Genomic DNA, 17,513 nt, shown 5'->3' on the forward strand with positions numbered 1-17,513 from the left:
CGACGCCATGGCCAATGCCGTCCGCGCAGATCAACGTTCTTCGCGATAGTAATCGCAGCCTTCGAACGTGGTGCGCAGCGCCTGCTGCAGCTGGGCGTAGCGCTCGGGCGTCAAGTTGAAACGCACGTCGATCTGGCCGTCGTCATCCATCTGCATGGCCGCCTCGGCATCCATCTGCACGGACAGGCGGTTCGGATGCAGGATCACGGCGTGCATGTGGCCATACCAGGCAAATTCCTGGCCGCCGTATTCGATGTACGGTTCGTCCATGCCCAGCGCCACGTCCTGCTCATCGTATTCGTCGGCGCGCTGCAGCATCAGGTAGACGGGCTCGCCTTTGCCGGCTGGCGCGGCCAGGGTGGTGATCAGGGCGTCGTCTTCATGGATGACGGACAACTCGGTGGCGGTAAATCCTGCGGACATGGCGTGCTTTCAACAAATAATTGGATGACGCCACCATAGCGCAAAAGCGCCGCGCACGACATAGGGCGCGGCGAATAAAGCGTGCCGCCCCCGGCCGCGCTCGCCGCCTATAATGGCCATTCCATCCATATTGCACAGGAGACCGTCTTGACCGCCGCATCGCCCTACACCACCCGCCTGGCCATCCCTTCCATCGCCACCTACCAGCAGCTGCGCGTCGCCGCCGGGCTGAGCGCAAAAACCGCGGAGGCGGCGGCCAAGGGTTTGCCGAACTCCCTGTTTGCCGTGCAAGTGCTGCAGGGCGACGAAGTGGTGGGCATGGGCCGCATCATCGGCGATGGCGGCTGCTTCTTCCAGGTGGTCGATATCGCCGTGCTGCCGGCCCATCAGGGCAAAGGCCTGGGCAAGCTGATCATGCGCGAAATCAGCCAGTTCATCGACAGCGACGTGCCGGAAAGCGCGTACGTCAGCCTGATCGCCGATGGCCAGGCGCAAGACCTGTACGCGCAGTTCGGTTTCAAGCATACGGCGCCCGCCTCCGTCGGCATGGCGCTGAAGCGCTAGGCGCCCGATGCCGGCCTGGCTGCTGGGTAGCATGGCGCTGGCGCTGCTGTTGAACGCTGCCGGCTGGCGCGCCGAGCGCGCGCGGCAGCGGCGCGGGCGCGCGACACGCTGGCCGTGGCTGGCGGCCATCGCCGCGTCCGTCATCGTGCCCCTGGCGTGGCTGCCCGGCGTGCTGAAGGCCATGCCGGCGCAGCAGGCTCAGCTGAAACTGGGCTGGTTTGTCTTATCGAGCGGCATGCTGTTGCTGTTGGCGCTGCGCAGCGTCTGGCTGCTGTCGCACCAGCGGCGCTGGCAGAAAACATCGCTGCTGGGCACGCCCGTGTACTTGAGCGGCGGCATCGGCCCCTGCGTGGCGGGGCTGCTGCGGCCCCGCATCGTGATGCCCGTCTGGCTGCAACTGATTCCGCCCCCGCAACAGGCGCTGCTGCTGGCGCATGCACAATGCCGGCTGGCCGCGCGCGACCCGCAGTTGCTGGCCCTGGCCTACGCCTTGATCCTGATCATGCCGTGGAACCTGCCCCTGTGGTGGCAGCTGCACCGGCTGCGCTTTGCCATCGAGGTCGATTGCGACGCGCGCATGCTGGCGCACGGCCACGCGCTGCGCGACTACGCCACCGTCCTGCTCCGGCACGGCCAGTACTATTCGGGCTTGACGGGCGCCTCGCCCATCGTGCTGAACGACCCGCTGGCACTGCGCCGGCGGCGCCGGATCATGGCCAGAATTACCCGGGACCGGGCGGCGAACTTGCTATAGTAGCGGCAACGCCGCGCGGCATGCCCGCGCCCCTGGCTCCCCCCTTAGAAATCAGAGAGATACCATGCTTTACCTGCTCGCCATCGTGATCGTCATCGCCCTGCTGTACTACGTCTTCAGCGGCCGCACGCCCGTGAAACCGCTGCACAAGCCGCTCCTCTCGGTGCGCCAGTACGTGCCGGCGATTCCCGCGGGCGCGCCCGCGCACCACTGGAGCGACGAGGGGCGCTTCGCGTCGGAAGTGGAAAACGAAGCGATGTACCAGCCCGCCATCGCCAGGCTGGCCGGCGAGCACGGTCCCGGCAACGCGGAAGAAAAATGCCTGGCCCTGCTCGTCTGCGACGATGCCAACCCGTTCCAGGACAAGGCCATCGCCGTCTTCATCGACGGCCAGCTGGTGGGCTACCTGTCGCACAACGACGCCCTGCGCCTGCGCCGCAACCTGGGCCGCATGGACCTGGCGGGCCAGCTGACCTCGTGCGACGCCGTCATCCGCGGCGGCGGCCTGTGGAACGGCAAGCGCCTGTCGTACGCCGTCTGGCTGGACTTGCAGCCGTACAACTAATGATCGCTATACCGCGCGCGCCAGCCTGACGGCGCGCGTGGCGATAAAGCTGGGCAAGTATTTTTCAATTTCAAAGCGCGGGTGGGGATGCATTTCCTCGTGGTAACCGGCCAGCACGAAACCCGCCGCCAGCTGGCCGCCGATCTGGCTGTCCAGGCCGTGGCCGAAGACCAGCGCCTCGCCCTTCTCCATGCGCGCCGCCAGCGCATCGGCATCCATATCCTCCACATCCGAATACGGCAGCACGAAACGGGGGCGTATCAAACCCTGCTGTGCCCATTGCGGATCGCGGTCGCCGATGAATACGGCCGGATTGAAGAAACTGCTCAGCAGCACGCCGCCATCGGCCAGCACGCGCGCGCATTCGCGCCACACGGGGGCGATATCGGGCACGTACTGGTTCGACACGGGGTGGATGATGACATCGAAGCTGGCGTCGGCAAAGCGGGCCAGGTCGCGCATGTCGCCCTGGACGGTGGCCAGTTGCAAGCCGTCGCGTTCGGCCACCATGCGGTCTTGCGCCAGTTGCTGTTCAGACAGGTCGAAGACGGTGACGTGCGCGCCGGCGGCAGCCAGCACGGGCGCCTGCTGCCCGCCGGCGCCGGCCAGGCACAGGATGCGCTTGCCGCGCACCTCGCCCAGCCAGCCGGCCGGCAAGGGACCGGGCGTCAGATGGATTTGCCACTGCCCGGCACGGGCCGCGGCGATGGTGGCGCTGTCGACGGGCTGCGACCACGGGCTGTTCCGTGCAGCCTGGGCATCCCAGGCTTGCTGATTGTGCCGCAAGAAGTTGTTACCTAAAGGCATCCTCATCCTTTCAGAAAAAAACAGGACATGAATGTAGCATGACTCCAGGCAAGGCGCCGCACTGCGCGTGCTGGCTAAAAAGAATACGAGAGAGCATGAAAGTCCGAGAAGTGAACTCCCGCCACGGCCAGCGTTGTTGCGTCACACAAGGAAGTGCCGGACAGATGGCGCCGGCGCCGATGCAGACCACTGGAAGGGCAAGGAGTTCGATGCCATTATCGCCTGCAGGGGGCCAGGCATTTTGATGCACATCAAACAGCTCGCAATCTCCTGGCTATCGCCTTGCGAAAGGTCCTCGCCCGTGTTTTTTTGACCCAGGTCAAGCCCCGCATAAGAAAACCGCCCGCCGGCACGGCAATGCTGGACTTGCCCGTGTTGCCGTTCTAGCCTTGTTGCCATCCTGACTAGCGAATGACACCATGGCCTACAAATCCATCCTCGTCCACGCCGACCTGTCGCGCCATGCGCCGCAACGCATCGCCATCGCGGCGCGGCTGGCACACGCGCACCAGGCGCACCTGATCGGTGCCGCCATGACGGGCGTGTCGCGCTTTACCCTGGAAAACAACCGCGGCATGCGCGGCGGCGCCGTGGCGGCGCAGATCAATGCCCTGCACGGGCAGGCGGAACAGGCGCTGGCCCAGTTTGAAACGCTGGCGCGTCAGGCCGGCGCCGTCTCGCTCGAGCGGCGCCTGATCGAAGACGACGAAGATGGCGGCATGGCCGTCAGCGCCCGCTACAGCGACTTGACGGTGCTCAGCCAGCACGACGACAGCGAAGCGCTGCCGGGCGCCATGGGCGACCTGGTGCCGTACGTGATGCTGAACGCGGCCCGCCCCGTGCTGATCGTGCCGCGCAGCGGCCAATTCGCGCAACTGGACAATACCGTCGTGGTGGCCTGGGATGGCAGCATGGAAGCGACGCGCACCATCGGCCACGCCCTGCCCCTGCTGCGCGCGGCGCGCCTGGTGGTGCTGGCCCTGCTGCACCCGCCCGCCGGCCACGCACAGCCGGCCCGCCATCCGGGCGCAGACATCGCCGCCTACCTGAGCCGCCATGGCGTGCCCGTCGAGGTGCGCCCCGCCGTCACCACGGGCGACGTCGGCGCAGCGCTGCTGGCCATGGCCGCCGAAGTGCATGCGAACCTGCTCGTGATGGGCGGCTACGGCCACGCGCGCTTCCGCGAAATCCTGCTGGGCGGCGTGACGGAAACCGTGCTGCGCCAGATGAGCTTGCCCGTGCTGATGGCGCACTGAGGTCCCGCGCGCCACGTTCTGTTGCACAATGGCTATACTTGCCTGATTTTCCATCTCAAGGCAATGTAGATGAAGCAACAACTGATCAATTGGGGCAGCGCCCTGGCGCCGTTCGGCAGCGACCTGCTGTGGACGGTCCTGCCGTGGATGCTGCTGTATGGCATGCTCGGCTTTGTGCTGGCGCTCGGCATCTGCCATCAGCTGGCCAGAAAATGCCTGCTGGTGCGCCGTCCGCCCGCCTGGCATGTGGCCGCCAAGCTCAGCTATGTGTTGATCCTGCTCGCGTTGCTGCTCCTCGGCGGCGGGTTTGGCGCCGTGCACAGCGTGCACCGCGTCGTCAACCAGGCCCTCGAGCGCGACCTGCAGCCGGTGGTCGAAGCGCAGATGCCGGCGCTGCGCGTCTACCTGGAACGGCAGGCCAGGCTGATCGCCCCGGGCCAGCCGGTCAGCATGCGCAGCCTGCTCGAGCCCTTCGTGCAAGACATGTATTACCGGCCCACGTCAGACGGTTACTGGGAACGCAGCAAGGCGCGCTGGATCAATGAATTCATCCTGCGCCGCGGCAGCGTGCTGCTGACGCAGGTGCTGCAGGAACAGCTGATCGCCAGGGCCGGCGTGCTGGGCGACGCGCTCAAGGGCGCCGGCTTCCGTGGCCAGGCGACGGGCGAACTGGCCAGCCTGGGCACCGACCTGGCCGTGCGCCTGACCACCGACGTGGCGCGCCAGGCCGACTTCAGCAAACTCGACAAATCGGTGCCGATGATCTTCATCGACGCCATCCAACGCCAGGCCGGCGCGTATTTCAATTCGCTCAAGATCACGCTGGGCCTGTTCGCGCTGGCGGCGCTGCTGCTGGTGTGGGGCGAGATCATGCTGTACCGCCACTATTACCTGCGCCGCCAGCCGGCCGCCACGGCCCTGCCCGTGCCGCCCATGTAAAAAAGCCGCGCCCCCTTGCGGATGGCGCGGCTTTCAAGCAACAGCTAAAACCTTAGGCTTTGCGCTGTGCCACGGCGTCGACGACGCACAAGGCCGTCATGTTGACGATGCGGCGCACGGTGGCCGATGGCGTCAGGATGTGCACGGGCTTGGCGCAGCCGAGCAGGATCGGGCCGACGGCGATGCCGTTGCCGGCCGCCGTTTTCACCAGGTTGTAGGCGATGTTGGCCGACTCGATGTTCGGCATGACGAGCAGGTTGGCGTCGTTCTTCAGTGCCGAATTCGGCATGAGTTTTTGACGCAGCTTGCTGTCGAGGGCCGTATCGCCGTGCATTTCGCCGTCGATTTCCAGTTCCGGCGCGCGTTCCTTGATGATGGCCAGCGCGGCGCGCATCTTTTGCGCCGAGGCGCTGTCGCTGGAACCGAAGTTCGAGTGCGACAGCAGGGCCGCGCGCGGCGACAAACCAAAACGGGTCATCTCTTCGGCGGCCATGATGGTGATCTCGGCCAATTGCTCGGCGTCCGGGTTTTCATTGACGTGCGTGTCGACCATCACCAGCTGGCGTTCCGGCATGATCAAGACGTTCATGGCCGCATACACGTTGCTGCCGGCGCGCTTGCCCAGCACCTGGTCGATGTATTTCAGGTGCAGCTGGGTGGTGCCGAAGGTGCCGCAGATCATGCCGTCCGCGTCGCCCTTGTGGATCATCATCGAACCGATCAGGGTGTGGCGGCGGCGCATTTCCAGCTTCGCGTATTCCTCGGTGACGCCCTTGCGGCTGGTCATCGCGTAGTACGTGTTCCAGTAATCGCGGTAGCGCTCGTCGAAGTCCGGGTTGATGACGTCGAAGTCGACGCCTTGCTTGAGGCGCAGGCCGAACTTCTGGATGCGCGCTTCGAGCACGGGCGGACGGCCCACCAGGATGGGACGCGCCAGTTTTTCATCGACCACCACTTGCACGGCGCGCAGCACGCGCTCTTCTTCGCCTTCGGCGTAGACGATGCGTTTCAGTTCGGCCGGCGTGGATTTGGCCATCAGGAACAGCGGCTTCATGAAGGTGCCGCTGCGGTAAACGAATTGCTGCAGGCTGTCCGCGTACGCCTGCAAGTCCTTGATCGGACGCGTGGCGACGCCCGATTCCTCGGCCGCCTTGGCCACCGCCGGCGCGATCTTGATCAGCAAACGCGGGTCGAACGGCATCGGGATCAGGTATTCAGGGCCGAACGACAGGTTGCTGATGCCGTAGGTGGTGGCCACGATGTCCGACTGCTCGGCATGCGCCAGGTCGGCGATCGCGTGCACCACGGCGATTTCCATCTCGCGCGTGATCGTCGTCGCGCCGCAATCGAGGGCGCCGCGGAAGATGTAGGGGAAGCACAGCACGTTGTTGACCTGGTTCGGATAGTCCGAACGGCCCGTGGCGATGATGGCGTCGCTGCGCACGGCCTTGACTTCTTCCGGCAGGATTTCCGGATTCGGGTTGGCCAGCGCCAGGATCAGCGGGTTCGGCGCCATCTTGCGCACCATGTCCTGTTTCAGCACGCCGGCGGCGGAAACGCCGAGGAAGATGTCGGCGTCCGGGATGACTTCGCCCAGGGTGCGCAGCGGCGTGTCTTGCGCGAAGCGTTCCTTGTCCGGGTCCATCAGTTCCGCGCGGCCCTTGTAGACCACGCCGGCCAGGTCGGTGACGTAGATGTTTTTCAGCGGGAAGCCCAGGTCGACGATCAGGTCCAGGCAGGCCAGCGCCGCGGCGCCCGCGCCCGACACGACCAGCTTGCAGTCCTCGATTTTCTTGCCGACGGCTTTCAGGCCGTTCAGGATGGCCGCGCCGACGATGATGGCGGTGCCGTGCTGGTCGTCATGGAAGACGGGAATCTTCATGCGGTCGCGCAGCTGGCGCTCGATATAGAAACACTCGGGCGCCTTGATGTCTTCCAGGTTCACGCCGCCGAAGGTCGGTTCCAGCGAGGCGATGATGTCGACCAGTTTATCGGGATCCGATTCGTTGATCTCGATGTCGAAGACGTCGATGCCGGCGAATTTCTTGAACAGCACGCCCTTGCCTTCCATCACCGGCTTGGCGGCCAGCGGGCCGATATTGCCCAGTCCCAGCACGGCCGTGCCGTTGGTGATGACGGCCACCAGGTTGCCGCGCGCCGTATATTTATAGGCATTGGCCGGATCGATGACGATTTCTTCACAGGGAGCGGCCACGCCTGGCGAGTAGGCCAGCGCCAGGTCGCGCTGGTTGGTCAGTTGTTTGGTCGGCGTCACGCTGATTTTGCCGGGACGCGGGCACTCGTGATACTCGAGTGCGGCCAAGCGCAATTGTTGACGCAATTCTTCTTTTTTATCAGATGACGAATCCATGCTGTGCTGCCTTCCTGTTTGGTCGATCGGGTGTTCCGGATTTTATCAGACCGATTCTTTCAATTAGCTAGGTATTTTCCGCTAGCCACAGTCTGATATCACGAAAACGCATAACCTAGCATTGTAAGGCCGTCCGGCGGCACAAACGTCCTCAGCAGGAAAAACTATCAAATTTTAGATTTCAATTGGTTTTTGTGATCAGTCGCCGGAGGCACGCCACAGCGGCAGCGCGGCGACGGCGCGCTCGATATCGTCCATCTCGTCGTCGCCCAGGCTGGTGTCGAATGGCGCGGACAGGAGGCGGCGCATCAGCGCCGGACAGCACGATGCGGAGGTTGGCCGGCAGCAGGGACGGCGGCGTCGCCGGACTATTCAAAATTGTCCTCGATCAGGAAGCCGTAATCGTCATCGATCAGCATCTGCAGATACGCGTCGAAACTGTCGGCGATGACCTGGTAATTGTCGGGATCGTGCAGGAAGCGCACGACCTGCCCCACCTTGCCCGACGCCGCGGGCGTGAAATCGACATACAGCCGCGACGAGCCGCCATTGTTCATGCAATGCGAAAAACACAGGCGCTGGCCCTGTTGGATGCCCGCGTCGATGCGGGTGTCGACGATGCCGGGGTCGTCTTCCAGGTAGTGGCCATAGATATCGGCGATGCTGCGCTGGTTCACTTGCCGGTCTTCCAGGATCTGTGCAACGGAACTCAGGTAATACGGATATTCGAACACGTCCGAACCCAGCATGTACACCAGCACCATGCCGCCGGCATATTCCTCGTAATAGGTGCCGTTATACCGGCCCAGCAGGCGCAGCAGACTGTCCGGGCACAGCGGATAGGCCTGGCGCAAGCTGTCCAGTTGCGCCGCGCTGGCACCGCTGGCCAGCGCCAGTTCCGCCAGCGGCTCCGGCGGCATGGCCTGGCGCAAGCCGGCTAAATAGTGGTCGACGATATCCATGCGTGGCGGGCTCCTGAGTTGACGGGTCGGCGCAACAATATAGCAGTTCAGGATACGCGTCCGGCGCACGGCTGGCCCAGCCGCGCCCCCGGCGCGAAGCGCGTGGCAATCAGCAGCAACAGCACCACGCCGCCCGCCATCACCATCCACGCCTGGGCCAGGCTGGACGAATGCTGGCGGATCAGCCCGGCGATGAAGGGCATGCTGCTGGCGATGATGTAGCCGCCGCCCTGCACGAAACCGAGCAGCGCGCCGGCGCCGGCAGGGTCACGCACGTGATCCATGCTGACGATCAGCGACAGGGGAAACAGGGCGCCGATACCGCAGCCGAGCAATATCACGGCGGGAATGGCCAGTTGCGCGGGCGCCACGATCAGGCACGCCAGGCCGGCCAGCACGGCCAGCAGGACGGACAGCAGCAGGATGCGGCGGTCGGCAAAGCGGTGGATGATGCTGGAAATGACCAGTCCCGCCAGCACTTCCACCAGGGTCAGGCCACCGAGCAGCAAGCCGCTGTCGGCCGCGCTCCAGCCCAGTTCCGTGTAAAACGGCGGCAGCCAGGCCAGCACCAGGGTATAGGCGCCCGTGCCGATGCCGAAAAACACCATCAGCAGCCAGGCGCGGCCACTGCCCACGGGCAGGCTGGCATCCGCGCCGCTGGCCCCGTCCACGCGCGCGGCGGCGGCGCGGCGCCACAGCAGCGCGGCGGCCACGGCGGGCAGCGCCCACAGGGCCAGCAGCGCCTGCCAGCCCAGCGACTGCGCCAGCGGCGAGGCGGACGCGGCCGCAATGGCCGCACCGCCCATGATGCCCGTCGTATAAAAGCCCATCAGCTGGCCCGCCCGCTCGGGGAAATGGCGCTTGATGAATGCCGGCAGCAAGGCCTGCACCAGCGCGATGCCCAGGCCGCCCAAGGCCGCCGTGGCGATCAGGCCACCGCTGCCGTGCAGGGGCCAGCGCAAGGCGCAGGCGGCGGCGATGATGGCGATGCCGATGCCGATGCCGCGCGCCACGCCCAGGCGGCGCTGCAGCTGCGCGCCCGCCAGCGCGCACAGGCCCATGGCGAACACGGGCACGGTGGTCAGCAAGCCCGCGTCGGCATTGCCGAGGCCCGTGCTGGCCTGGATGCTGTCGAGCAAGGGGCCGATCGCGGCCAGGATGGGGCGCAGGTTCAGGCCCAGCAGGATGATGGCGGCCACCAGCAGGGCGGACGAGGGCAGCGGAGAAGAGACGGGGCGTTCAACAGGCATGGCAGAGTAGTCCTTGCCTCGCAGGGAGGCACATGGTTTAATGCGTGACATAATCACTTGATGAAAAGTATCTTAGCATAAAGATAGAAATCTATCTTGATGTCGAGATAAATACATACGCCATGACGGATACCCCGCAAGAACACACGCGCGCGCAATTTGCCGCCGCACAATGGCAGCGCGAACTGCCGCAGATGGATACGCGCGCCATGCAGCTGGTGGGCCAGTTGGGCACGGTGGCGCAGCTGATGGCGCGCGACTGGCTCAATCCCCTGTTTGCCGAACACGGCTTGCAGCCGGGCGAATTCGACGTGCTGGCGACATTGCGCCGCTCGGGCGCGCCCTACAGCCTGACGCCGACGGCCCTGTACGAGGCGGCCATGCTGTCCTCGGGCGGCATGACCAACCGCATCGACCGGCTGGAAGCGGCCGGCCTGATCGAACGCCGGAAGCACCCGACGGACCGGCGCGGCGTGCTGGTGGCCCTCACGCCTCAAGGGCTCGCCTTGATCGAAAAGCTGGTGCTGCTGCACGTGGAAAACGAGCGCGCGATGCTGTCGGCACTGAGCGCGGACGAGCAGCGCCAGCTCGACCAGTTGCTGGCCAAGCTGCTGCAGGGCATGGCACAGGCGAAGAAGGTTTAAGCGAGCACGCGCGCCAGCTCGCGCAGGGCCGCATGGCCGCGCCGTGCCTGGCGCTGCAATTCTTCCGGCGCACAGTGGCCATACAGGGCCTGGACGTGGCCCTCGCTGGCGGCGCGCAGGTCGAGCTCGCCTGCGCCGGGGTCGGGCAACTGCCCCTCGACAAGGGTCAGGAAATAATGGCGGGGCGCACCGTGCAGGTTGGCCGCGAACTGCAGCACCAGGCCGCTGTCGAACAGCAGCGCGCCGCTGCGCGCCCCCGCCTCCAGCAGCAGGCGATACGGCGGCAAGGGCCGCCGCGCCGCGCGCAGCACGCTGGCCAGGCGCAGCTGATAACCGAGTTCCAGTCCATTCGCGTGCAAGCGGCCGCCTTGCAGATACACCTTGAACGATGCTTGCACGGCCCGGCTGGCGCGGCGGAACCAGCGTTCATCCTCATACAGGCACAGCTGGCCGCCATCGCATAGTTCATAAAAACCGCGCGCCAACAGTTCCGGCGCCGTGAAACTGGCAAGGCCGACGGCCTGCGGCTCGCGCAGCCAGCCATCGTCAAGATAGGCTTGCATCACGGCGTGGATATCGTGGAGAGGCATAGGGGCATGATCGGCAGTGGCAAAGGCCTGTATTGTAGGCCAGCCTATAATAGCCGGGCCACACCATCACTCAACGAACAGACCACGCCATGGCCCCACACGACGCGCTTTCCGAATTCGACCTGATCAAACACTATTTCGTGCGCCAGCGCCCCGGCCGCGCCACCCTGGGCATCGGCGACGATTGCGCGCTGATGACGCCCGGCACCGGCAAGCAGATCGCCATCTCGTCGGACATGCTGGTCGAGGACCGGCACTTCTTTGCCGGCGCCGACGCCCGCATGCTGGGTCACAAAAGCCTGGCCGTGAACCTGTCCGACCTGGCCGCCATGGGCGCGCGCCCCGTGGCATTCACGTTGGCCCTGGCCCTACCGCAGGCGGAGCGCGCCTGGCTGGCCGGCTTTGCCGATGGCCTGTTCGCGCTGGCCGACGCCTTTGATTGTGAACTGATCGGCGGCGACACCACCAAGGGCCCCTTAAATATCTGCATCACCGTGTTCGGCGAACTGGCGCCGGGCCAGGCCCTGCGCCGCGGCGCGGCCGTGGCGGGAGACGACATCTGGGTCAGCGGGACTGTCGGCGACGCGCGCCTGGCGCTGGCCGGCTACCGCATGGAACAGGAATTATCGCCAGCCGACCTGGCCACTGCAGGCGCGCGCCTGCACACGCCGACGCCGCGCGTGGCGCTCGGCTGCGCCCTGGCCGAAGCGGGCCTCGCGCATGCGGCCATCGACATCTCGGACGGCCTTGTCGGCGACCTCGGTCACATCTTGAAAGCGTCGCGCGTGGGCGCCACCCTGGACGTCGACGCCCTGCCGGCCGGCCCCGTGCTGGCGCGGCAAGCGACGCCCCTGCGCCGCCGCTACACGGCAGCCGGCGGCGACGACTATGAGCTGTGCTTCACGGCGCCCGCTGCCTCGCGCGACGCCATCGCCGCACTGGCGGCCAGCTGCGGCACGCCCGCCACGCGCGTGGGCCGCATCGAGGCGCAAGCAGGCTTGCGGCTGGTCGATGCGCAGGGACAGCCGCTGGATTTACAACTGAGCTCGTTCGACCACTTCAGCGATTCAATCGGCTAGCGCACCGCCGCCCGCGCCAATCCCGGCTGGTTCACCATCCAGTAATGCTGGAAGGCCAGGCGGATGTTGTCGCGCAGCTGGGTGTCATCCCACGGCTTCGTATAGAAACGGTAGATGGCGCCCCGGTTGATCGAGTCGAGCACGGCTTCCAGGCCCGTGTAGCCGGACAGGATGATGCGGATGGTTTCCGGGTACAGCTCCTTGACCTTGCTGAGGAACTCGGTGCCGCTCATGCTGGGCATGCGCTGGTCGCAGACGATCACGTGGACCCGGTGCAGGGCCAGCATCTCAAACCCTTCGGCCGGCGTGCTGGCCGTGAGAATCTGGTAGCCCTCGGGGCGGAACAGGCGGTGCAGCGACGACAGCACGTTGACGTCGTCGTCGACGATGAGCAGGGTTTGCGCCGGCTGGGCGGCCGGGTCGTGGCCGGGCGGCAGGCCGGCGCCCGCGGCGATCATCTGTCCCAGTTCCAGCGCCGGCAGGGCGCGGCTGAAATAGAAACCCTGGATCTCGTCGCAGCGGTTGCGCCGCAGGTATTCGAGCTGCGGGCGCGATTCCACGCCCTCGGCCACCACGCTCAGTTTCAGGCTGTGCGCCATGCTGACGATGGCCAGCGCGATGGCCGCGTCGTTCGGGTTGCTGGTGATGTTGCGCACAAAGGCGATGTCGATTTTCAGCTTGTCGATGGGGAAGCGCTGCAGATACGCCAGGCTCGAGTAACCGGTGCCGAAATCGTCGATGGCCACCTTCACGCCGATTTTTTTCAGTTTGCCCAGCACGACGATGGTGCGCTCGGCGTTCGACATCAGCGCCGTTTCCGTCAGTTCCAGTTCCAGCAGCTCGGGCGCCACCTTGTGCTGCGCCAGCGCGCGCGTCACTTCGCCTTCCAGGTCGCCTTCGGCAAACTGGCGGCTCGACACGTTCACGGCCACGTGCACGGGCCCCGCTTCGCTGTCGCGCCATTCGGCGATCTGGCGGCAGGCGGCCTGGATCACCCAGGCGCCCACGCGCACGATCAGGCCCGTGTCTTCCAGCACGGGCACGAATTCGGCCGGCGCCACCAGGCCGTAGCCGGGGCGGCGCCAGCGCAGCAGCGCTTCCACGCCGCTGATGCGGCCCGTGCGCAAGTCCACCTTCGGCTGGTAATACAAAATGAACTGCTCGTGTTCGAGCGCATGGCGCAGCGCCAGTTCCAGGTCCAGGCGCGCCAGCACCTGCACGTTCATGCCGGCCGTGAAAAAGCGGTAGCCGTCGCGGCCCGCCTGCTTGGCGCCGCCCATGGCCGTATTCGCGTATTTGATCAGCGTTTCCGGGTCGGTGGCGTCGTCCGGATACATGGCGATGCCGATGCTGGCCGTCAGGGTGGCCGCGTGGCCGCGCAGGTCGAACGGCGCGCGCAGGACTTCGCGCACCTGGTTGGCCACGGCCACGGCTTCCTGCTGGTTGCGGCTCATGGTCAATATGAGCGCGAATTCGTCGTTGCCCAGGCGCCCCACCGTGTCGCGCAGGCGCACGCATTCGACCAGGCGGTTGCTGAACTGGCGCAGCAGTTCGTCGCCCAGCGCCGCGCCCAGGGTGTCGTTGATGCTTTTGAAGCGGTCCAGCGCGATGAACAGCACCACGATGCGCCAGCTTTTTTCCTGCGCCAGTTCGACGGCCTGGGCCAGCGTCTGGTAAAACAGGCTGCGGTTCGGCAGGCCCGTCAAACCGTCGTAATGGGCCAGGTGCTTCAGGCGCTCCTGCGCCTGGCGCCGTTCGCTGATGTCGCGCGCCACGGCGATCAGCAGCAGGCCGCCCGCGCCCCCGCCCGCCACGGGCGCCTGCGCATACCAGTGCCAGCCCAGTTCCACGGGCACCAGGCTCAGGTCGCGCCGCACCAGTTCGCATTCCGTCACTTCCGTGGCCAGGTGGGCCGGGCCGCCCGGCAGCGCGGCCAGGGGCGGGGCCGGCGGCGATGGCAGCAGGGTGCCGGGTGACAGCGCCAGCAGTTCGGCGCGGGCATAGCCGAGCAGGCGGCACGCGCCGTCGTTGACGTCGACCAGGGTCATGCCCAGCACGTCGACGAGGAAGATGGCGTCGGTGGTGGCGTCCATGGCGCCGCGAAAGCGCTGCAGCTCGGCCGTGCGCTGGCCCACCGTGCGTTCGAGCAAGGTGTTGTAGTGGCGCGCGGCGCGGTGCAGCAGCCGCACTTCGAGCATGTTGCGGATGCGCGTGAGCACCTCGAGCGCGTCGAACGGCTTGCTGATGAAGTCGCGCGCGCCCGCTTCCAGCGCGGCCAGCTTGGCGTCCGGGTCGGCGGCGATCACCAGCACGGGCAGATAGCCTTCCCGCTCCAGCGGACGCAAGGCATCCATCACCTCGTAGCCGCTCATGCCGGGCATGACCAGGTCGAGGATGATCAGGTCGAACTGGTGGCGCTGGTGCAGGCCGGCCACGGCGCGCGCGTCGAGGGTGCTGCTGATGGCCGTGTAGCCGCCGCTTTGCAGCAAATGCTCGAGCAGGCGCAAATTGACGTCCTGGTCGTCGACGATGAGAATTTTCGCCGCATAGATATCGGCCTGGCTGATCATGGCGCGCCTGTTCCCTTCTGCCGGCGCTGCTGCGCCACATAGGCCAGGGTGCTGTTGATCGCCTCGGTAAATTCATCGAGGTTGATCGGCTTGGTCAGATAGCGGTAAAAGCCCAGCGCCATGCTGCGCTCGACGTCGCCCGGCATGGCGTTGGCCGTCAGGGCGATGACGGGAATGTGCGCCGTGCGCGGGTCGGCGCGCAGCAGCTTCAGCGCGTCCGTGCCATTCACGTGCGGCAGGTTGATGTCCATCAGGATCAGCTGCGGCAGGTGGGTGCGCGCCATTTCCACGCCCAGGCGGCCATCCGTGGCCGTCAGCAGCTGCAATTGCGGGCAGTAGCGGACGATTTCCTCGACCAGGGTCAGGTTGGCGGGATTGTCTTCCACGTACAGCAGGGTCACGGGGGCGCTGTGCTCGAGCAGCGCCCCGGCCAGGTCGGGCCGCGGCAAGGCCAGCAGGTCGGGTGCGGGCAAGGCGTCGACCACGCGCAGCTCGATCCAGAACGTGCTGCCCTCGCCGGGCGCGCTGGTCACGCCGATGCTGCCATCCATCAGCTCCACCAGGCGCTTGGTGACCACCAGGCCGATGCCGCTGCCTTCTTCCGTGCCGCCCTCCTGCCCCAGCCGGTTGAAGGGCTGGAACAGCAGCGCCACCTGTTCGCCGTCGAGGCCTATGCCCGTGTCGCGCACGCTGATGCGCACCCGTCCGCCCGCCTGCGGCGCGCAATCGATGGTCACCCGCCCCTGCTCGCGGTTGTACTTGAGCGCATTCGACAGCAGGTTCAACAGAATCTGCTTGAGGCGCGTGCGGTCGGCCAGCACGTTCAGGGGGCAGGCGTCGGGGAAGGTCATGCCGATGCCGCGCTGGCTGGCCAGCGGCGCGATCATGTCGCGACATTCCTGCAAGATGGCGTCCAGGCCCACCGGTTCGAGCGACAGGCTGACCGTCCCCGATTCCACCTTCGCCAGGTCGAGGATTTCATTGATCAAGGTCAGCAGATGGCGTCCCGATTTCAGGATATGCCCGGCGAACTCCTTCTTTTGCTCGAGGGTCGACGGCAGGCGGTCGGAACTGAGGATTTGCGCGAAGCCCAGGATGGCGTTCAGCGGCGTGCGCAATTCATGGCTCATCGACGACAGGAAGGCCGACTTGGCGTAGTTGGCGCTGCGCGCCTCTTCCATCGCCATGGCCAGTTCGCCATTCGTCATTTCCAGCTGCATCGTGCGCTCGTGCACGCGCACTTCCAGTTCCTGATTCAGGCGCATGACTTCCTGCTGCGCCTGGGTGCGCTGCTCGCCCTCGCGCGCCAGCTCGCCGTTCGAGCGTTCCAGCGCCTGCGTGCGCAGCTCGATCTCGGCCAGCATCTTGTTGAAGGAATCGACCAGCTGCGCCACTTCGTCGACGCTGAGCTTGCGCGCGCGGCGCGAGTAGTCGCCCGTCTCGATCACTTCGCGCGCCACGTCGGCGATATCGAGGATGGGCTGCGTGATGACGAAATCGAGGCGGCGCAGCAGCAGCAAGGCCACCAGCAGCGCCAGCACCGTCACGCCCAGCGCGATGGCCAGGTAATCGGCCGTGCGGCCGGCCAGCTCGTAGTCGGCGCGCAGATACACGGTGCCCAGCAGTTCGCCATTGTCGACGATGGGCTTGAACAGCTCCACCGAACTGCCCTGGATGGTTTCGCCTTCCTTGCCCACCTTCGCCGGCAGCTCGCCCACGTGCTCGTTCGCGCGGTAGCTGGCGAACAGGCTGCCGTCGGCCTTGTACAGGGCGCCGGCCGTCACGCGCGGACGGATGCGCATCAGGCTGAGGTTTTCCAGCGCCAGGCGTTCGTCGTCGAAGGCCAGCGCGGCCGAGCTCATATGCCCCAGCAGTTCGGCCTGGGTACTGATGTCGGCCACCAGGTTGCGGTGGTAGGCGCGCAAGTCGTAGGCGACGATGGTGGCCAGCGAAATGACGAGCGCCACCAGGGTGGTCAGCAAGACCACCGACATCAGTTTGTGGCGGATGGAGCGCAGTCGTATCATCTAGGCGCCTCCCGTCTGCACGCGATAGGCGGCCAGCAGCATGCGCGCGCTGATGCGGATATGCGCCTGCGCCACGGGTTTCAGGGCCACGTCGAAGCGCACCTTGTCCTCGGCCATCACAAAATTGATCATGCTGCCCATCGCGTAGACCTCATCCGAATCGGACACCGTCAGCAACGCCAGGCCACGGCTGGCGGCCAGCATCTCCTGCAGCGCCGTTTTATCCAGCGCGCCCAGGTACAGCACGTGCAGCCCGGCCAGCGCTTCGCCGCGGCGCACTTTTTTCACCTGCACGGCGCGGCCGTTGACGCTATGCCCGGCCACGCTCAGTTCGAGCTGCTCGGCCAGCGCGTCGGCGCCCGCCACGCCGATCACCAGCGGAGAGTCGGCCCGGGCAAAGCTGCCGTCCGGCCACTCGACATAGCCGGCAAACTTGTACAGATACGCGGCCTTGACCTGGCGCTCGAGGTCGCCCGGCACCTGCGCCTGCGCCTCGGCGCACAGCGCGCCCAGGAGCAGCAATAGCCAGCCCCAGCGAAGGGAGCGATGGCCGCCGCGCACGGGGCGGCGCAGGGGGCCAGGATGACGCCACCAGGTCCAGTTCAGAATTGCCATGACAACCGAGTAAAGATAATGCATACGAAGGCGCGGCACCATGCCGCTTGCCTGTTCGAGCGATGTGCACCAGGGCGGCGCAGCGACAGAGCGCCTG

At 66.2% G+C, this 17,513-nt stretch carries 16 protein-coding genes; 7 read left to right on the plus strand and 9 right to left on the minus strand.

Translation table 11 applies throughout. From position 1 onward, the window contains the following. Positions 1 to 30: 30 nt before the first annotated feature. Positions 31 to 423 (minus strand): Imm10 family immunity protein, encoded by a 393-nt coding sequence (locus AC07VH_RS06330; protein WP_494788270.1) that lies wholly within the window; start codon positions 421 to 423, stop codon positions 31 to 33. A gap of 147 nt (positions 424 to 570) precedes the next feature. Here AC07VH_RS06330 and AC07VH_RS06335 point away from each other — a divergent pair, with 147 nt between their 5' ends. The 3 genes from AC07VH_RS06335 to AC07VH_RS06345 all read left to right on the plus strand — a co-directional run bounded on the left by AC07VH_RS06335 (position 571) and on the right by AC07VH_RS06345 (position 2,306). Continuing rightward, entirely contained in the window at positions 571 to 987 is a 417-nt protein-coding gene (locus AC07VH_RS06335; RefSeq protein WP_494788269.1) for a GNAT family N-acetyltransferase, read from the plus strand. 7 nt (positions 988 to 994) lie between these two features. After that, complete coding sequence (locus AC07VH_RS06340; protein WP_494788268.1) at positions 995 to 1,741, plus strand: M56 family metallopeptidase; 747 nt, start codon at positions 995 to 997, stop codon at positions 1,739 to 1,741. A gap of 64 nt (positions 1,742 to 1,805) precedes the next feature. Then, positions 1,806 to 2,306: a hypothetical protein gene (locus AC07VH_RS06345; RefSeq protein ID WP_475417011.1), complete on the plus strand. Its 501-nt coding sequence runs from the start codon at positions 1,806 to 1,808 to the stop codon at positions 2,304 to 2,306. Between the two features lie 6 nt (positions 2,307 to 2,312). On the opposite strand, the gene AC07VH_RS06350 is transcribed toward AC07VH_RS06345, so the two are convergent. After that, positions 2,313 to 3,113: a class I SAM-dependent methyltransferase gene (locus AC07VH_RS06350; RefSeq protein ID WP_494788267.1), complete on the minus strand. Its 801-nt coding sequence runs from the start codon at positions 3,111 to 3,113 to the stop codon at positions 2,313 to 2,315. 419 nt (positions 3,114 to 3,532) lie between these two features. Here AC07VH_RS06350 and AC07VH_RS06355 point away from each other — a divergent pair, with 419 nt between their 5' ends. Beyond that, positions 3,533 to 4,369 (plus strand): universal stress protein, encoded by an 837-nt coding sequence (locus AC07VH_RS06355; protein ID WP_494788266.1) that lies wholly within the window; start codon positions 3,533 to 3,535, stop codon positions 4,367 to 4,369. Positions 4,370 to 4,438: 69 nt separating this feature from the next. Continuing rightward, positions 4,439 to 5,308 carry a hypothetical protein gene (locus tag AC07VH_RS06360; protein WP_494788265.1) on the plus strand — a complete coding sequence of 290 codons (870 nt, stop codon included), beginning with the start codon at positions 4,439 to 4,441 and terminating at the stop codon, positions 5,306 to 5,308. Between the two features lie 52 nt (positions 5,309 to 5,360). Here the strand turns inward: AC07VH_RS06360 and AC07VH_RS06365 are convergent, their stop codons facing one another. The 3 genes from AC07VH_RS06365 to AC07VH_RS06375 form a co-directional block, all read right to left on the minus strand. Continuing rightward, positions 5,361 to 7,679 (minus strand): NADP-dependent malic enzyme, encoded by a 2,319-nt coding sequence (locus AC07VH_RS06365; RefSeq protein WP_494788264.1) that lies wholly within the window; start codon positions 7,677 to 7,679, stop codon positions 5,361 to 5,363. Between the two features lie 368 nt (positions 7,680 to 8,047). Beyond that, positions 8,048 to 8,641, minus strand: a complete 594-nt coding sequence (locus AC07VH_RS06370) for an SMI1/KNR4 family protein (RefSeq protein ID WP_494788263.1) — start codon at positions 8,639 to 8,641, stop codon at positions 8,048 to 8,050. 47 nt (positions 8,642 to 8,688) lie between these two features. Next, on the minus strand, positions 8,689 to 9,891 hold the full coding sequence (locus tag AC07VH_RS06375) for an MFS transporter (RefSeq protein WP_494788262.1): 1,203 nt from the start codon (positions 9,889 to 9,891) through the stop codon (positions 8,689 to 8,691). A 122-nt stretch (positions 9,892 to 10,013) separates the two neighbouring features. Here AC07VH_RS06375 and AC07VH_RS06380 point away from each other — a divergent pair, with 122 nt between their 5' ends. After that, positions 10,014 to 10,535, plus strand: coding sequence for a MarR family winged helix-turn-helix transcriptional regulator (locus tag AC07VH_RS06380; RefSeq protein WP_494788261.1), 522 nt, complete (start codon positions 10,014 to 10,016; stop codon positions 10,533 to 10,535). Here AC07VH_RS06380 and AC07VH_RS06385 read toward each other — a convergent pair. Next, positions 10,532 to 11,125: a hypothetical protein gene (locus AC07VH_RS06385; RefSeq protein WP_494788260.1), complete on the minus strand. Its 594-nt coding sequence runs from the start codon at positions 11,123 to 11,125 to the stop codon at positions 10,532 to 10,534. The genes AC07VH_RS06380 and AC07VH_RS06385 overlap by 4 nt on opposite strands. An 89-nt stretch (positions 11,126 to 11,214) precedes the next feature. On the opposite strand from AC07VH_RS06385, the gene thiL reads away from it, so the two are divergent. Then, entirely contained in the window at positions 11,215 to 12,204 is a 990-nt protein-coding gene (gene thiL, locus AC07VH_RS06390; RefSeq protein WP_494788259.1) for a thiamine-phosphate kinase, read from the plus strand. Here the strand turns inward: thiL and AC07VH_RS06395 are convergent. The 3 genes from AC07VH_RS06395 to AC07VH_RS06405 are packed head-to-tail and all read right to left on the minus strand — an operon-like array spanning position 12,201 to position 17,416. After that, complete coding sequence (locus AC07VH_RS06395; protein ID WP_475417021.1) at positions 12,201 to 14,774, minus strand: EAL domain-containing protein; 2,574 nt, start codon at positions 14,772 to 14,774, stop codon at positions 12,201 to 12,203. The two genes, thiL and AC07VH_RS06395, sit on opposite strands and share 4 nt — an antisense overlap. Then, complete coding sequence (locus AC07VH_RS06400; protein WP_489629683.1) at positions 14,771 to 16,801, minus strand: sensor histidine kinase, YfiR-like protein-associated; 2,031 nt, start codon at positions 16,799 to 16,801, stop codon at positions 14,771 to 14,773. Before AC07VH_RS06400 ends, AC07VH_RS06395 begins: the two co-directional genes overlap by 4 nt. Next, positions 16,802 to 17,416: a TOL_0243 family YfiR-like periplasmic protein gene (locus AC07VH_RS06405; protein ID WP_475417023.1), complete on the minus strand. Its 615-nt coding sequence runs from the start codon at positions 17,414 to 17,416 to the stop codon at positions 16,802 to 16,804. Positions 17,417 to 17,513 lie beyond the last annotated feature (97 nt).

The sequence above is a fragment of the Janthinobacterium sp. GW821-FHT03C10 genome, assembly GCF_059420865.1.

Excerpts from the sequence above, each read along its gene's own strand:
- AC07VH_RS06330 (WP_494788270.1), bottom strand. The coding sequence starts at position 423 with ATGTCCGCAGGATTTACCGCCACCGAGTTGTCCGTCATCCATGAAGAC.
- AC07VH_RS06340 (WP_494788268.1), top strand. The coding sequence starts at position 995 with ATGCCGGCCTGGCTGCTGGGTAGCATGGCGCTGGCGCTGCTGTTGAAC.
- AC07VH_RS06345 (WP_475417011.1), top strand. The coding sequence starts at position 1,806 with ATGCTTTACCTGCTCGCCATCGTGATCGTCATCGCCCTGCTGTACTAC.
- AC07VH_RS06350 (WP_494788267.1), bottom strand. The coding sequence starts at position 3,113 with ATGCCTTTAGGTAACAACTTCTTGCGGCACAATCAGCAAGCCTGGGAT.
- AC07VH_RS06355 (WP_494788266.1), top strand. The coding sequence starts at position 3,533 with ATGGCCTACAAATCCATCCTCGTCCACGCCGACCTGTCGCGCCATGCG.
- AC07VH_RS06360 (WP_494788265.1), top strand. The coding sequence starts at position 4,439 with ATGAAGCAACAACTGATCAATTGGGGCAGCGCCCTGGCGCCGTTCGGC.
- AC07VH_RS06365 (WP_494788264.1), bottom strand. The coding sequence starts at position 7,679 with ATGGATTCGTCATCTGATAAAAAAGAAGAATTGCGTCAACAATTGCGC.
- AC07VH_RS06370 (WP_494788263.1), bottom strand. The coding sequence starts at position 8,641 with ATGGATATCGTCGACCACTATTTAGCCGGCTTGCGCCAGGCCATGCCG.
- AC07VH_RS06375 (WP_494788262.1), bottom strand. The coding sequence starts at position 9,891 with ATGCCTGTTGAACGCCCCGTCTCTTCTCCGCTGCCCTCGTCCGCCCTG.
- AC07VH_RS06380 (WP_494788261.1), top strand. The coding sequence starts at position 10,014 with ATGACGGATACCCCGCAAGAACACACGCGCGCGCAATTTGCCGCCGCA.
- AC07VH_RS06385 (WP_494788260.1), bottom strand. The coding sequence starts at position 11,125 with ATGCCTCTCCACGATATCCACGCCGTGATGCAAGCCTATCTTGACGAT.
- thiL (WP_494788259.1), top strand. The coding sequence starts at position 11,215 with ATGGCCCCACACGACGCGCTTTCCGAATTCGACCTGATCAAACACTAT.
- AC07VH_RS06395 (WP_475417021.1), bottom strand. The coding sequence starts at position 14,774 with ATGATCAGCCAGGCCGATATCTATGCGGCGAAAATTCTCATCGTCGAC.
- AC07VH_RS06400 (WP_489629683.1), bottom strand. The coding sequence starts at position 16,801 with ATGATACGACTGCGCTCCATCCGCCACAAACTGATGTCGGTGGTCTTG.
- AC07VH_RS06405 (WP_475417023.1), bottom strand. The coding sequence starts at position 17,416 with ATGGCAATTCTGAACTGGACCTGGTGGCGTCATCCTGGCCCCCTGCGC.